Below are 14,704 nucleotides of genomic sequence, written 5' to 3' on the forward strand. Positions count from 1 at the left end.
AACACCGCGGCGGAGGCGGCCGCCTCGGCTGCGCCCCGGCCAGCCTCCCCCGCGGTGCGCCGGCGCACCTCGGCGAGCAGCATGTCCTGCGCCTCGTCCACCTTCAGGGTCGCCTTGTAGAGCCAGGGCGTGGAGCCGGCGCCGACCGCCTCGAGGTCGCCCACCGAAAGGTCCCCGGCGCTCACCAGGGTGAAGGTGCGCGGGTCCACCAGCTTGGAGGTGAAGCTGAGGCCGATCTTCGCCCCGTCGGCCAGGCTGGCCGACCCGGCGACGTTCAGGCGCGTCGAGCGGTTCTGGGCCGGATCCAGGGCGAAGGTGATCTCGCCCTTGGGCCCGAGCTTCAGGCTGGTCAGGTCCACCGCCTCGGCGTTGGCGATGCGCAGGGCGCCTTCGCCCACGTCCACGCTCAGCCCGCCGCCGGCGTCGGTCAGGGCGCCGGTCATCACCGCGCCGCCGCCGATGGTCAGCGCGTCCGCGCCGGCCCCGAACGCCACGTCCCCCGTCAGCGTCCCGGCCAGCAGTTCCAGCCGGGCCGCGCCGGAGCCGAACAGCACGTCGCCGACGATTGCGGCCGTCACCTTGGGATCGGCGTCCTGGGTCTGGCGCACGAGGACGCCGGCGGTGTTGGCCCTCAGGTCCAGCGCGACCGCCCGACCGGCGGCGGTCTTGCCCTCCGGCGCGGCGACCACCGCCGAGATCAGGCGGCTGTTGGCGATGCTGGCCAGCGAACCGGACGCGTCCAGGATCGCCGTGGCCGACCCTTTTTCGCCGGACAGGCTGGCGCTGATCGAGCCGGAATTGGAGATGGCCGAAAGGGTGGAGCCGGCGTCGAGCCGGATCGCCGTCGCCAGGGCCGCGTTGGCGGCGGTGGACTTGGCGCCGATGGAGCCGGAGTTGGCCAGCACCGGCGTCGAGGCCCCGGCCGTCAGGCGCAGGGCCGTGGCGTCGGCCTGCTGGGCGTCGGCGGTGACCGTGCCGGAGACCCGCACCCCGCGCTCCACGGCGACCGCCCCGCCCTCGCCGCCCAGGCGGATGGCCTGGGCCGCGACCCCGTCATAGACCCCTGCAGCCTGGACCACGCCCTTGACGGTCAGGCCGTGGCCGCCGGCCGCGGCGCCCAGGCGAACGTCCTGTCCGCCGCCGATGGCGAGGGCCGGCGCCGGACCGAAGACGCTGACCGTGCCGGTGGTCTCGGCGGCGTCCTCGATCCCGTCGTCGTCCTCGTCCTTGTCATTGGGGTCGAGGTCGGCGGGCGGCGCATCGATCAGCACTCCGCCGGCCACATCGCCGCCGATGCGTACGGCGGGACCGCCGGTCAGGAGGTCGTCGGCGTCGAGCTTGGCCAGGGCCGCGTCGGCCGGGCGCGAGGTCGACCGGAAGCCGGTGGCCGCCAGCGTCGAGCCGATCACGAGCTTGCCGCCCACGTCGCCGTCGACCGCCAGGCCGACCGCCCCTTCGCCCCGCGCCTGCACGGCGCCGGCCACGACCACGTCGCCGGTCACGTCCTGGGCGCGGACACCGTAGCTGCGGTCGCCGGTGACGTTCACCGCCCCGCTCAGACGGAGCGAGCCCTGCAGGGCGGTCTCGACCGAGACGCCGGCGGACTCGCGGCCCTCGACGGTGATCGCCCCGCCGGTCTGGACGATCGAGCCCTGGAAGGCGCCCGGCCCGGTCACCCGCACGCCATGCCGCCGCGCCCCGCTCGCCAGCGGGCCGTCCAGGTCGCCGTCGCCGTCGCCGTCCTTCGGCTCGGCGGACTCGTCGATGGTGATCGTGCCGGAGAGCTTGACCTCGCCGCGCCGGCCGCCCTGCACCCGCAGGCCCGTGGCGTCGTCGGCGTCCTGGATCTTCACCGTCCCCTCGATGGTGACCGAGTTGTCGCTGTCCAGGGTGATCGCCGAGCCGCCGGCCGGCTGGACCACGCCGCCCGAGGCGACGCGCACGTCGTCGCGCCCGCCGCTGGCCGCGGTCGAGGTGGAGACCGGCGTGCTCACGGTGGTCGAGACCACCGTCTCGCCGTGCGCCGGAGCGGCGAAGCACAGCGGCGAAGCCGCCAGGAGGAGGAATAGACGTCGCGACATAGCGTCTCCGCATGGCGGGCCGCGCCCGCACCATCAGCGATTGATTGTCGCGGAAATACTAGTTCAGTAAAAACTGTACAACCCTCCGCAACGGAAATGTTGGGAGAGCGCCGGTTTGTGCGGCCTTCGGGTTACATGCGCAGGATCGGCTCAGTCGCGCCCCTGGAGCACCCAGCGGAAAGCCCGCCTCAGTTCGGCGACGCCGTTGGCGGGATACCATCGCCCGTGCGCCAGAAGGATGCGCTCCGGCCCCCAGGCGATCATCCGCTCCACCGCCGTGCGCACCGCCGGCCGGCGGCGGGCGAAGCTGAGCTGCATGTCGATGGGCGCCTTGCCGTCCGGGTCCGCCGCGCCGGCCAGCCGCATCAGCCAGCGCAGCAGGCGCGGACGCACCCGCTCCGGCTCGAAGTTCTCGATCAGGTCGGTCAGGATCAGCGTGCGCGACGGCCGGTGGAAGAAGTCGACCTCCGTCAGCATGTCCCCCTCCACCAGCACCTGGTCGATGGTCTCGGCCCAGGCGGGCGGGGCGGCGTCCCCCAGCTCGTGGTCGATGGTCAGCTCGCGCTTGGCGGCGCGCGCCAGTCCCGGCGCGGCCCAGACCTGCGCCTCCGGGAAGGCCGCCTTCCAGTCCGGGATCCACCAGTAGTGGATGGTGTTGGGCGCAATCAGCCAGCGCACCGGCCCGAGCTCACGCACGCGCTTGACCAGGGCGTCGGCGGCCACCGTCGGCGAATGGATCCAGATCGCCCCATCGGGCAGGCGCACGATCGTCATCCGCGTGGGGAACGGCAGCTTCAGGCCCAGGTAGCCGAAGCGGATCTCAGGGCCGTCGACGATCCACAGGTCCTCGGCCACGGCCTTGAGGACGTTGAGCGGGGCGTAGGGCGCATAGGCGTCGTCGGCCAAGGCGCTTCTCCGGTGGTGGACGGGCGGTCGCGCCGGCGTCAGGCGGCCATGCGGGCCTTGAACACGCCGTCCGGCAGGCCCGACGCCCGCGAGGGGTGGATGAAGAAATAGTCCTTCCAGGGAAGGTCCGGGTCCACCTCGGCCCGCTCCTCCAGCCGGTCGCCGTTCAGGGCGAACATGCGATAGCCGCGCGACTGGAACATCTCCACCACCGCCTGGGCCGAGCCGCCGAAGCGGTCCTTCAGCATCAGCGGATGGATCTCGATCAGCACGTGCGGACGGTCACGGTCGAGGATCTTCAGCGCCCCCTCAAGGGCCTTCTGCTCGGCGCCCTCGATGTCCATGCGGATGAAGTCGACATGGTCGATGCCCCGCTCGGCGCAGAAGGCGTCCAGGGCCACCACCGGCGTCGGCTGGAGCTCCAGGCCCATGTCCTGCAGGTCGGGGCGCGCCGCGCCCTTCGGCGCCGCCTCGGCCACGAAGGCGTACGCCCGGCCCATCCGCCCGGAGGTCTTCTTCGGCGTCACCAGCAACAGCTCGCCCGGCGCGTCCGCGACGGCTGCGTGCACCGGCGTCACCTGCCCGCCGATGCCGTGCCAGGCCATGCAGGTCTTCAGCACCTCGAAGGTGAAGGCCGAGGGCTCGAAGGCGTAGATCCGCGCCTTGGGCGCCACCTGCGTCATCACGTAGGAGTGGCGCCCGTCGCTGGCGCCCACGTGCAGGCACACCGGCGAGCCGCTCAGCAGGTCGGCCAGGTACGGCGTCTCAGGTTCGTGCTTGGCCCAGCGCAGGTTACGCCGCCAGGCTCGGAAGGCGTGACCCAGCACGCGTAGCGAAGCCATGGATGCTCCTAAACCCCTCCCGCCTCTTTAGGCCGTCTCGCGGGTCACCGTCACCATGTAGTTGATGTCGCAGTCCGTCGATCGGACCCAGCGGCCGCTCAGCGGCTGATAGACCACCCCATAGGGTCCATCCATGCGCACCGGCTCGCCCTCGAGGAAGCCGGACAGCTCCGAGGGCTTCAGGAAGCGGCGCCAGTCGTGGGTGCCCCGCGGCACCCAGCCCAGCACGTATTCCGCGCCCACCTTGGCCAGCGCCAGAGCCTTCAGCGTCCGGTTCAGGGTGGCGACGATCATCAGCCCGCCCGGCGCCAGGAGCCGTGCGCAGGTGCGCAGGAACTCGCCCGGGTCGGCCACGTGCTCGATCACCTCCATGTTGAGGATCACGTCGAACGGCTCGACCCCTTCGGCCAGCAGCTGCTCGGCGGTGGCGCAGCGGAAGTCGATGTCCAGACCCTGCTCGGCCGCATGGGTCGAGGCGGTGCCGATGTTGCGCTCCGAGGCGTCCACCGCCGTCACCGCAAAGCCCAGCCGGCTCATGGGCTCGGAGAGCAGCCCGCCGCCGCAGCCGATGTCCAGCAGGCGCAGCCCCTCGAACGGCCTGCGCGCGGCCGGGTCGCGCCCGAACCGGGCCAGGGCCTGCTCGCGGATGAACTCCAGCCGCACCGGGTTGAAGACGTGCAGCGGAGCGAACTTGCCCTTGGGGTCCCACCATTCGGCGGCGATGCGGGAAAAGCGCTCGACCTCGGCGGGATCGATGCTGGAGCGGGCGTCGGGGGTGGCGTTCATGGGCGCTACATAGTCCGCCGCCGGGCATGTGCGAAGCGCTCGCCCGCAGAACCTTCGGCGCCATTGCCCCGCGCCCGCTGCGTCGCTAGAAGGCGCCACCCCCTTTCGGGGCCCAAGGAGCGATCGCAAGGACCCATGTCCCGTCTGGTGATGAAATTCGGCGGCACGTCGGTGGCCGACCTGGAGCGCATCCGCCGCGTCGGCCGGCTGGTCGCCGCCGAGGTCGAGGCCGGGCACAAGGTCGCCGTCGTCGTCTCGGCCATGGCCGGCAAGACCAACGAGCTGGTCGCCTGGACAGACGGGGCCGGGCCGGCCGCCCAGGGGCTGCCGCCGTCCGACGACGAGTACGACACCGTGGTGGCCTCGGGCGAACAGGTCACGGCCGGCCTGCTGGCCATGACCCTCCGCAACATGGGTCTTCGCGCCCGCTCCTGGATGGGCTGGCAGATCCCGATCATCGCCGACGACGCCCACGGGCGCGCCCGCATCGACGACATTCCGTCCGAGAACCTCGACGCCGCGCTCGACGCCGGCGAGGTCGCCGTGATCGCCGGCTTCCAGGGCGTCACCCGCGACGGGCGCATCGCCACCCTGGGGCGCGGCGGCTCCGACACCAGCGCCGTGGCCGTCGCCGCGGCGGTCAAGGCGGTGCGCTGCGACATCTACACCGACGTGGACGGCGTCTACACCACCGACCCGCGCATCGAGTCCAAGGCCCGCAAGCTCGCCAAGGTCTCCTACGAGGAGATGCTGGAGATGGCCTCCCTGGGGGCCAAGGTGCTGCAGACCCGCTCGGTCGAACTGGCGATGGCCCAGCACGTCCCAGTGCGCGTCCTTTCAAGTTTCGTCGAACCGGGCGAGGCGCCCGGCCAAGGCACCATCGTCTGCGACGAGGAAGAGATCATGGAAAAGCGGATCGTCAGCGGCGTGGCCTACAGCCGCGATGAGGCCAAGATCAGCCTGTTCGGCCTGCCGGACCATCCGGGGGTCTCCTCGGAGATCTTCGGCCGCCTGGCCGACGCGAACGTCAACGTCGACATGATCGTGCAGAGCCACGCGCGCACCAAGGACACGGCGAACATGGAGTTCACCGTGGGCAAGCGCGACGCCCAGCGCGCCGTCGAGATCGTCCGCGCCGCCCGCGACCAGATCGGCTTCGAGGACGTGGCCGTCAACGAGGACGTGGCCAAGGTCTCGGTGATCGGCGTCGGCATGCGCAGCCACGCGGGCGTGGCAAAGACCATGTTCAGCGCCCTGGCCGACAAAGGCGTGAACATCCAGGTGATCTCGACCTCCGAGATCAAGATCAGCGTGCTGATCGACGCGGCCTACACCGAACTCGCGGTGCGCGCCCTGCACGCCGCTTACGGCCTGGATCAGCTCTGAGGCGCAGGCTCGGCGGCGCCCAGCCGCCAGGCCGTCCAAACCCCCAGCGCCGCCACCGGCAGCACGGCAGCGAACACCCACACGCTGACCGCTTCGGCCACCGGAACGGTCACACCCTCGTCGAACCCCAGAAGGTTGGCGACCACCGCCGCCAGGGCCGCCCCCGCCGCCGCGCCGGTCATGCGCACGGTGGTGATGGCCGCCGATCCGATAGCGCGTTCCTCCGCCGGCAGGGCGGTGATGATCTTCTGGCTCATGAAGGCCCAGGACAGACCGAACCCTGCGCCGAGCAGGGCGGCGGCGGCGACCACCGCCGGCAGCGGCCAGTGGCCGAACGCCAGGGCGCACAGGCCAAGCCCGGCCAGGATGCAGAGCGCCCCCAGGCGGATCATCCGCGCCGGCCACCGTCCCGCCAGGCTCGACACCGGCAGCGCCGCGGCCGTCCAGGCCAGGGCCTCAAGCGCGACGACATAGCCGGCGAACAGCGCCGAATAGCCGCGCAGCGTCTGCAGAACCTGCGGCCCATAGACCGAAAATCCCATCGACGCCGCCGTCAGCAGGAACATGGTGGCGTAGCCTGACCCCGGGATCTCCGACAGGTCGTCCGAGCCCTTCGGCAGCAGCCGCACGCTGGCGCGCGCGTCGAAGCGCACCGTGAACACCAGGATCGCCACGCCGAGCGCGGTGAGCAGCCCCGCGCCGAGCGCGCCCCCGGCCACGTCGGCGTAGCCGATCGCCGCCACGGCCAGGGCGATCAGGCCAAGCTGCGGCCAGGCCACGGCCGATCCGGCGTCGGCCCCGCCCCGCGGCAACAGGCGCAGGGCCACCAGCGCCACCCCCGCGCCCTGGATGGCGAAGAACCAGAACACCCAGCGCCAAGCGCCGGCGTCGGCGAAGACGCCGCCCAGCAGCGGCCCGACCAGGGTGGCGATCCCCCAGACCGAGGTGATGGCCGCATAGACCCGCGCCAGCGTCCGGTCGGGAAAAAGAAGGCCGATGGCCACCGAGCAGAAGCCCACCACCCAGCCGCCGCCGATTCCCTGCAGCACCCGGCCGGCCAGGAAGCCCAGAATCTCCGGCGCCGCTGCGCTGAGGGCGCAGCCAGTCGCGTAGACCAGGGCCGCCCCCGCCATGCCCAGGCGCAGGCCGTAGCGCTGCGCGAGCAGGCCCGAACTCGCCCCCGCCATCACCGAGCCGAGCAGGAAGCCGGCGGTGGCCCAGCCGAAATACCCGTAGCCGCCCAGCGCCTGGCCGACGCTGGGCATGATGGTGGCCGTGACCAGGGAATCGGCGGCCGTCAGCCACACGCCCAGACAGATGAGGGCGAACAGGGGAAAGCGCCCCTCGCCCACCACGTCGGCCCAACCGCCGTCCGTGACCTCCGCCTTGGCCATTTGCTCCTCCTGCCTCGGTGAGGGCCCCACCTAGACTCTGAGCCTCAATTTTGCAATCATTTGCTTGCGAAATGAAAACCACCGCCGACGCCATCCTGCTGATCCTCAAGACCCGCGGCCCGACCACCGCCGGCGCGCTCGCCGCCCGCCTCGGAATCAGCCGCCAGGCGGTGGTGCAGCAGATCGACAGGCTGCTCGCCGATGGCCTGGTCCGAGCCGCCGCCCCGCCCGGCGGCGGGGTGGGCCGGCCAAGCCGCGCCTGGTCGCTGACGTCCAGGGGGCACGCCCGCTTCCCGGACGCTCACGCCCAGATGACCGTCGAGTTGATCGAGGCCGTGCGGGCCGAGTTCGGGGAGCCGGGGCTGGATCGTCTGATCGCCAGGCGCGAGCGCGCCACGGCGGAGGCCTACGCCGAAGCTCTGGACGGCGCGGCGGGCGTCGAAGCCCGGCTGGAGCGCCTCGCCGCCCTGCGCACCGCCGAGGGTTACATGTGCGAATGGACCGCGGACGGCGAGGGCTGGCTTCTGATCGAGAACCACTGCCCCATCTGCGCGGCGGCGGCGGCCTGCAGGGGCTTCTGCCGGTCCGAGCTCGACCTGTTCCGCGACTTGCTGGCGCCGGCGCGGGTGGAGCGGACCGACCATCTGCTGGCCGGCGCCCGCCGCTGCGCCTACCGCGTCACCCCGGCCTGAACCAGGTCAGGCCTCGGCCTGGGCCTTCAGCTTGGCGAGGCCCGCCTCGAAATCCTTGCCGACCAGCCTGTCCATGCTGAAGAAGACGCTCATCAGCTTGGAGACGAAGGTCATGGGTCCGTACATGGCCCAGGTCACCCGCGTGCCCTCGGCGACCGGCGCCAGGGTGAAGTCGGCGGTGTTCACCGCCTGCATCGGCTTGGTGAACTCCAGGCGGATCAGCACGCGGGAGGCGGGCTCGGCGCCGATGATCCGCATCTGACCCGATCCGGCCTCGCGCCCTTCCCAGGCGTAGGTCGCGCCCTCGCCGGAGAGCGGTCCGCCGTAGATGCGCTTCAGGTCGGCGTCGAGGGTTTCGTAGGGCGACCATTCGGTCCAGCGACGGAAGTCCTGGATCAGGGCGTAGACCCGCTCGGGCGGCGCCTTGATCACGGTCGTGCGCTCCACCCGGAAGCTGTCGGGCCGGGTCGCGGCGAAGGCCAGGAAGCCGCCGAGCCCGACCAGGACGGCGATGGCGATGGATTTGAACATGGCTTTCCCCCAGAAGGTCCGCCGGACGGCGCCGGCTCATGCTCCAAGGACGCGCCAGGCCCCGCCGATCCGACATCGGCGAAGGAGAAAGGTCAGCCGGCGCCGCTGGCCGGGGTTCCGTCCGACAGACGGTCCAGGTGCTCGCGGATGTGGGCGGCTTCGGCCGGGGTGTTGGCCAGGGCGATCGCGCGGCTGAAGGCCTCCCGCGCTTCGCCGGCGCGCCCGAGCTGCAACAGGAAGGCGCCCCGCGCCCCGTGGTAGTGGAAATAGCCGGACAGACGCTCGCCCAGCGGCTCCATCAGCGCGAGGGCCGCCTGCGGTCCGGCCACCTTGGAGGTCGCCACGGCCCGGTTCAGCGTGACCACCGGCGATGGATCGATCACCTCCAGCACCGCGTACAGCCGGTCGATGCCCGCCCAGTCGGTGTCCTCCGGCCGCGCGGCGCGGGCGTGCATGGCCGCGATCGCCGCCTGAATCTGATAGGGGCCGGGGCGGCGGTGACGCATCGCCTTGTCGATCAGGGCCAGCCCCTCGGAGATCAGGTCGCGGTTCCACAGGCTCCGGTCCTGCTGGTCCAGCAGGACGATCGCACCCTCGGCGTCGAACCGGGCCCGCGCCCGCGAGTGCTGCAACAGCATCAGCGCCGTCAGGCCCATGATCTCCGGCTCGGTCTGGAACATCCGCAGCAGCAGCCGCGCCAGCCGGATCGCCTCCTCGCAGAGCGAGCCGCGGGCCGCCGCCTCGGCCGCGCCGGCGGAATAGCCCTCGTTGAAAACCAGGTAGATCATGGCCGCCACCGCGGCGAGCCGCTCGGACCGCTCCACCGGTCCCGGCGTCTCGAAGGCCACGCCCGCCCGCGCGATCTTGGCCTTGGCCCGGGTGATCCGCTGCTCCATGGCGCTTTCGCCCACCAGGAAGGCCCGGGCGATCTGGCGCACCGACAGGCCCGAGACGATGCGCAGGGCCAGGGCGATCTGCTGGGTGGCCGGCAGCTCCGGATGGCAGCAGATGAACAGCAGCCGCAGGACGTCGTCGCGATAGTGCGAACCGTCCAGGTTCTCCGCCGCCGCCGTTTCGGCGTCCTCCAGATCCGAAAGCTGGTCCTCGTCCGGCAGGGCCGTCAGCCGCTTGGCCCGGCGCGTCGCATCGATCGCCGCGTTGCGGCCGACCATGATCAGCCAGGCGGCCGGATCGCGGGGCGGCCCGTTCACCGGCCATTTCTTCAGGGCGCGCAGGCAGGCGTCCTGGAAGGCCTCCTCGGCCGTGTCCAGGTCGCGGAAGTAGCGCAGCAACGCCCCCACCGCCTGGGGCCGGGCGGCGGTGAGCGCCGCGTCGATCCAGGCGAGTTCGCTCATCCGATCTGCGTCCCCGGCACGAACAGGGCCAGGGGCCGCACCTCGTAGGCGCCGCCGGGATTGGCCCTGGTCAGGTCGCGGCAGACCTCGAGCGCCTCCTCCAGGTTCTCCACGTCGATGATGTAGAAGCCGAGCAGCTGCTCCTTGGTCTCGGCGTAGGGGCCGTCGACCACGACCGGCGGATCGGTGTTCTTGCGCAGGGTCGTGGCCGCCGTCGTCGGCAGGAGCCGGATGCCCGCCCCGAACTTGCCCTGCTCGATAAGCCGGTCGTGCACCACCCCCAGGCGGGCCATGACCGCGTCGTCCTCCTCCTTGGTCCAGGACCAGACGACGTCCTCGTCGTTGTAGCAGAGAATGGCGTATTGCATCGCGCGTCCTTTCCTCGGGCCTAGGACGAACGACTATGCCCGCCTCCTACAACGGGGGCGAGTTTTCGTGGGCGGTTTCGCGGTTACTTCTTCGCGGGCGCGGCCGCCGCAGGGGCGTCGGTCGGACGCACGAACTCCACCTCGATCTGGTACTCGACCAGGTCTCCGACGCCCATGGTCGAGCCCTCCGGCGGGATGCCGTAGGCGACGCCGAAGTCCGAGCGGTTCAGAGTGCCGCGGCCCGAGAAGCCGATCCGCGAGCCGGAGGTGTCCGGCGGGAAGCTGGCGTAGCCGCCGTTGAAGGTCACGTCGAACGAGATCGGCCGCGTCACCCCGTGCAGCTCCAGGTCGCCGGTCACCCGCGCCGTGTTCGGCCCCGTCAGGTCCACGCCGGTGGAGCGGAAGGTGATCTGCGGGAACTGCTCGGCGTCGAGCCAGGACTTGCCGGCGAGTTCGGCGTCGAAGTCCGGCTCTCGATTCGGAAAGTCGGTCTCGATCGAGCGCGGGTCGATGGTGGCCGTGACGCTGGAGGCGCTCGGATTCTCCGGATCGAACTTGAGCTCGCCGTCAAGCTTGGTGAAGCGGGCGGTGTAGTTGGACAGCCCCAGGTGGTTCACCCGGAAGACCAGGCTCGCGTGGGTCTTGTCCAGCGTGTAGGTCCCGGCCGGCGCGTCGGTCACGGGCGCGGCCGGCGCGGTCTTGGCCGCGGTCTCCGGCGCCTTGTCCGCCGCCTTCTCGGCCTTTGGCGAGCAGGCGGCGAGGGCGAGCAGGGCGCAGGCGGTCACGAGCTTCTTCATGAGCTTTCTCCTTGGACGCGAGCAGAACGCGGCTCAACGAGCCGCGTCAACGGCGAAGACAGACACTTAAGTAAATGCTTGACTAACACCGTCAAGTGACGTTGGTTAAGTCGATGCCTAACCAACAGCCCTCCCTCGACCTGGTGTTCCAGGCCCTCGCCGACCCGACCAGGCGGGCGGTCGTGGAGCGGCTGAGCCAGGGCCCGCTGTCGGTCAGCCAGTTGGCCGCCCCGCTTTCCATGTCGCTGCCCGCCGTGATGCAGCACCTGGCCGTGCTGGAGGCCAGCGGCCTCGTGCGCTCCGAGAAGGTGGGCCGCGTGCGCACCTGCCGGATCGAGCCCCAGGCGCTGCAGACGGTGGAGACCTGGGTGGCCCAGCGCCGCGCCGGGTGGGAGCGCCGCCTCGACCGCCTGGGCGATTTCCTCGCCCGCACCGCCGACGATTCCGATCCCTCCCGAAGGAGCCCCAGATGACCGCCCGTTCCGTCACACACGCCATGTTCGCGATCGAGCGGATCTATCCCACCTCCCCCTCGCGCGTGTTCAAGGCCTTCGCCGACCCCGCCGCCAAGGCGCTGTGGTTCGGGGGCCCGCCGGACTGGACCTCGACCGAGACCAGCATGGACTTCCGCGTCGGCGGCCGCGAGGTCAATGCGGGCGGCCCCCCCGGGGGGACGCTCCACCGCTTCGACGGCCTCTACTACGACATCGTCGAGAACGAACGGATCGTCTACGCCTACGAGATGCACCTGGACGGCGTGCGCATCTCGGTCTCCCTGACCACCATCGAGCTGAAGCCCCAGGGCGGCGGCACGAAGCTGGTGCTGACCGAGCAGGGCGCCTTCCTCGACGGCTACGACGACGCCGGCGCCCGCGAGGAGGGCACGCGCGAACTGCTGGACGCCCTTGGCCGCTCCCTGGCCGACGCGGCCTGAAGGAAGGGAGCGCCCCATGTCGCTGGTCCTCTACGCCCATCCCTTCTCGTCCTACTGCCAGAAGGCGCTGATCGCCCTCTACGAGAACGACGTTCCCTTCGAGTTCCGCATGCTCGACGGCGAGCACCCCGAAGCCTTCGCCGAGCTGACGGCGATCTGGCCGCTCGGCAAGTTCCCGGTCCTGGTCGACGGCGGCCGTCCGGTGATCGAGGCCAGCGTCATCATCGAACACCTGCAGGCGTTCCATCCGGGGCCTGTGAAGCTGATCCCCGACGATCCGCGCGAGGCCCTGGAGGTCCGCTTCATGGACCGGGTGTTCGACAACTACGTCATGAACGTCCAGCAGAAGCTGGTGGAGGACGCCCTGCGTCCGTCCGGCGCCGTGCGCGATCCCCTCGGCGTGGCGAAGGCGCGCGGGGCGCTGGAGACGATATACGCCTGGCTGGACGCGCGGATGCAGGGCCGCCCCTGGGCCGCGGGGGAGCGCTTCAGCCTCGCCGACTGCGCCGCCGGCCCCTCGCTCTTCTACGCCGACTGGAGCCATCCGATCGACGAGGCCTTCGCCGCCCTCAAGGCCTACCGCGCCCGGCTGAACGCCCGCCCCTCCTTCGCCCGGGCGATCGAGGCGGGCCGGCCCTACCGCGCCTTCTTCCCCCTGGGCGCCCCGGACCGGGACTGACCGCAGCAACCGGCTCCGGCGGGCGGCGCGTCGGAAGCGACGCGTCCGGGGGCGACGTCTCGCCGCACGGGATCTGCGATCCGTAAAGCCGGGCTTAATCGCTTTGCGTTCGAGTGGGCGGCGCATGTTTGGGGGAACATGTTCTTGTCCAGCGTCCACTACGAAGTCTTCGCCAAGCGCCCCGGCGGCGCCATGAACCTGGAGCTCACCCATGCCCGGGAGGACCACGCCGTACGCGTGGCCGAGGAGATGTTCGCCGGCGGCGAGTTCGCGGGCGTGCGGGTGGTGCGCGAGACCCTGGACCCTGAGACTGGCGCCTTCAGGTCCGCCGTCCTCCTGAAGCGAGGCGACCAGGACGAGGGCAAGGCCCGGCCCGGCGCAGAGGAGATGGGCCCGGCCTGCCGCGCCCCGGCCGACCTCTACGCCGCCGCCTCCCGCGCGCAGATCGCCCGCCTGCTGGAAGGCTGGCTCGGCAAGGTCAAGGCGACGCCCTTCGAGCTGCTGCACCGGCTGGACCTGGCCGAGCGGCTGCAGACGACCGGCGCGGAGATGCAGCACGCCGTCCAGAAGGTCGCCGTGACCCAGTCCCTGGGCCGCGGCGTGGGCGTGCACCAGATGGTCCGCACCGTGCAGCAGCTCGTCGACCAGGCGATCGGCCGTCTGCGGGCGGACCGCGCGGCCGCACTGTTTCCCGCGCTGGCGCCCGACACCTTCGCCGCCGTCTGCCGCGACCTGGCCGGCGCTGCGGACGGCGCCTATCGGCTGGCCGGCGGCGTCGCCGACCACCTGGCCGGGGGCGGCGACTGGAGCGAAAAGTGCGCACGCCTGCTCGACCTCGCCGACGCCGCCCCGGACGAGGACCCCGCACGCGCCCTGGCGCTGCAGGTGCTTTGCCAGCCCCTGTCGGAGATCCTGGCGGCCAAGGCCGCGACCGCCGAACTGCTGGGCGCCGACCTCGACCTCGGCGGCCAGGTCGCCGCCGCGGCGCGGCTCGTGGCCAACGAAGCGGTCGAGGCCCTGGCCCAGGTGGACCCGGAGGCGGGCTCCCTGATCCCGCCGCTGGGGCCGGTCGCCCAGCGCCTGGCCGAGCGCCTCGCCCTGCCCGGCTATGAGGACATCCGCGGCGCTGTCGTGCGCCGCCTGCTGCAGGCCCTCACCACTCCGCGCCGGCTGCGCCCCTCCGACCCCGCCGAGGAGGTCGAGCTCGCCCGCGCCCTCGGCTTCGCCCTCAGCGCTGCCGATCCGCGCGTGCTGCCGGCCGAAGAGGTGCGCGCCGCCATCATCGAGCGCTCGCGCCTGATGGTCGGCCAGGACTTCCTGGAAGCCTTCCTGCGCGCCGAGCGGCCGGCGATGCAGGAAGCTTTCGATCTCGCCCGACTCCTGGACAATCTCGCCGGCGCGGCCAACCGCACCCAGGCGGTGCGCTGGATCCAGGCCACGATCTCCTCGCCGCGGTTCGACGCCGAGCTCACCTCGGGCCCGGACTCGGCGTCCACGCGGCTGCTCATGCTGGCGCGCCTGCACCGCATGCTGGCGCGCTCGCGCCACGACGCCGGCGGCGTCGAGCCGCTGCTGGAACGCCTCGGCGAGATGGGCGACCGCCTCGAGGCGTCCAAGGGCCTCGTGCGCCAGCTCAGCCGCGCCCAGATCGCCCTTCCTCACCGCCTGGGCGCGCTCCTGCGCATGGCCGCCGGGGAAACCGCGCCCCCCGGCCCCGCCGCCGAACGGGCCAAGGCCGAGGCCAAGCGCCTGCTGGCGGCCCCCGACGCCATGGCGGAACTCGGCCGCGATCCGGGCGCCCTGCGCCAGCTCCGCGAGCTGATGGCCGAGCTCTGAGCGCCCCGCCCGGCGGCCGTCCACAGCCGGGGCGGCCGTATGCGGACCATCTGCCGCAGACGCCGCAATTCGGTCTCCGTTCCGACGTCCAAAACTGCTAGGAGACCAGAAGGGACA

14 protein-coding genes and 1 pseudogene are annotated in these 14,704 nt (G+C 71.8%); 6 read left to right on the top strand and 9 right to left on the bottom strand.

The features are described 5' to 3' along the window. The 4 genes and pseudogenes from ACK4YQ_RS17175 to ubiG form a co-directional block, all read right to left on the bottom strand. Nucleotides 1-2,081 (bottom strand): annotated as a pseudogene (locus ACK4YQ_RS17175) (autotransporter domain-containing protein); the annotation flags it as partial. 150 nt (nucleotides 2,082-2,231) lie between these two features. Beyond that, entirely contained in the window at nucleotides 2,232-2,987 is a 756-nt protein-coding gene (locus ACK4YQ_RS17180) for a DUF4336 domain-containing protein (protein ID WP_409613003.1), read from the bottom strand. 38 nt (nucleotides 2,988-3,025) lie between these two features. Further along, a complete protein-coding gene (locus tag ACK4YQ_RS17185; RefSeq protein ID WP_409613004.1) occupies nucleotides 3,026-3,829 on the bottom strand; it encodes an FkbM family methyltransferase in 804 nt (267 codons plus the stop codon). 27 nt (nucleotides 3,830-3,856) lie between these two features. After that, nucleotides 3,857-4,615 carry a bifunctional 2-polyprenyl-6-hydroxyphenol methylase/3-demethylubiquinol 3-O-methyltransferase UbiG gene (gene ubiG, locus ACK4YQ_RS17190; RefSeq protein WP_409613006.1) on the bottom strand — a complete coding sequence of 253 codons (759 nt, stop codon included), beginning with the start codon at nucleotides 4,613-4,615 and terminating at the stop codon, nucleotides 3,857-3,859. Between the two features lie 135 nt (nucleotides 4,616-4,750). Here ubiG and ACK4YQ_RS17195 point away from each other — a divergent pair, with 135 nt between their 5' ends. Then, nucleotides 4,751-6,001, top strand: coding sequence for an aspartate kinase (locus ACK4YQ_RS17195; protein WP_409613008.1), 1,251 nt, complete (start codon nucleotides 4,751-4,753; stop codon nucleotides 5,999-6,001). Here ACK4YQ_RS17195 and ACK4YQ_RS17200 read toward each other — a convergent pair. Continuing rightward, a complete protein-coding gene (locus tag ACK4YQ_RS17200; protein WP_409613010.1) occupies nucleotides 5,992-7,395 on the bottom strand; it encodes an MFS transporter in 1,404 nt (467 codons plus the stop codon). The genes ACK4YQ_RS17195 and ACK4YQ_RS17200 overlap by 10 nt on opposite strands. A gap of 71 nt (nucleotides 7,396-7,466) precedes the next feature. Between ACK4YQ_RS17200 and ACK4YQ_RS17205 the strand changes: the two genes are divergently transcribed. Next, nucleotides 7,467-8,087 (top strand): helix-turn-helix transcriptional regulator, encoded by a 621-nt coding sequence (locus ACK4YQ_RS17205; RefSeq protein ID WP_409613012.1) that lies wholly within the window; start codon nucleotides 7,467-7,469, stop codon nucleotides 8,085-8,087. A gap of 6 nt (nucleotides 8,088-8,093) precedes the next feature. On the opposite strand, the gene ACK4YQ_RS17210 is transcribed toward ACK4YQ_RS17205, so the two are convergent. From ACK4YQ_RS17210 to ACK4YQ_RS17225, 4 genes are all read right to left on the bottom strand, one after another. Next, nucleotides 8,094-8,618: an SRPBCC family protein gene (locus tag ACK4YQ_RS17210; protein ID WP_409613013.1), complete on the bottom strand. Its 525-nt coding sequence runs from the start codon at nucleotides 8,616-8,618 to the stop codon at nucleotides 8,094-8,096. A 92-nt stretch (nucleotides 8,619-8,710) separates the two neighbouring features. Beyond that, a complete protein-coding gene (locus ACK4YQ_RS17215) occupies nucleotides 8,711-9,973 on the bottom strand; it encodes an RNA polymerase sigma factor (protein WP_409613015.1) in 1,263 nt (420 codons plus the stop codon). Further along, entirely contained in the window at nucleotides 9,970-10,341 is a 372-nt protein-coding gene (locus ACK4YQ_RS17220; RefSeq protein WP_409613017.1) for a YciI family protein, read from the bottom strand. The genes ACK4YQ_RS17215 and ACK4YQ_RS17220 overlap by 4 nt, the downstream gene beginning before the upstream one ends. 83 nt (nucleotides 10,342-10,424) lie before the next feature. Further along, the gene (locus ACK4YQ_RS17225) at nucleotides 10,425-11,138 is read right to left on the bottom strand and encodes a YceI family protein (RefSeq protein WP_409613019.1); all 714 of its coding nucleotides are present in this window, start codon (nucleotides 11,136-11,138) and stop codon (nucleotides 10,425-10,427) included. Nucleotides 11,139-11,251: 113 nt separating this feature from the next. Between ACK4YQ_RS17225 and ACK4YQ_RS17230 the strand changes: the two genes are divergently transcribed. From ACK4YQ_RS17230 to ACK4YQ_RS17245, 4 genes are all read left to right on the top strand, one after another. Continuing rightward, a complete protein-coding gene (locus ACK4YQ_RS17230) occupies nucleotides 11,252-11,611 on the top strand; it encodes an ArsR/SmtB family transcription factor (protein WP_409613020.1) in 360 nt (119 codons plus the stop codon). After that, nucleotides 11,608-12,072 (top strand): SRPBCC family protein, encoded by a 465-nt coding sequence (locus ACK4YQ_RS17235; protein WP_409613021.1) that lies wholly within the window; start codon nucleotides 11,608-11,610, stop codon nucleotides 12,070-12,072. The genes ACK4YQ_RS17230 and ACK4YQ_RS17235 overlap by 4 nt, the downstream gene beginning before the upstream one ends. 16 nt (nucleotides 12,073-12,088) lie before the next feature. Further along, a complete protein-coding gene (locus ACK4YQ_RS17240; protein ID WP_409613023.1) occupies nucleotides 12,089-12,751 on the top strand; it encodes a glutathione S-transferase family protein in 663 nt (220 codons plus the stop codon). A 138-nt stretch (nucleotides 12,752-12,889) separates the two neighbouring features. After that, a complete protein-coding gene (locus ACK4YQ_RS17245) occupies nucleotides 12,890-14,587 on the top strand; it encodes a hypothetical protein (protein ID WP_409613025.1) in 1,698 nt (565 codons plus the stop codon). Nucleotides 14,588-14,704: the final 117 nt, after the last annotated feature.

The organism is Phenylobacterium sp. (assembly GCF_046291545.1).
Lineage (GTDB): Bacteria > Pseudomonadota > Alphaproteobacteria > Caulobacterales > Caulobacteraceae > Phenylobacterium.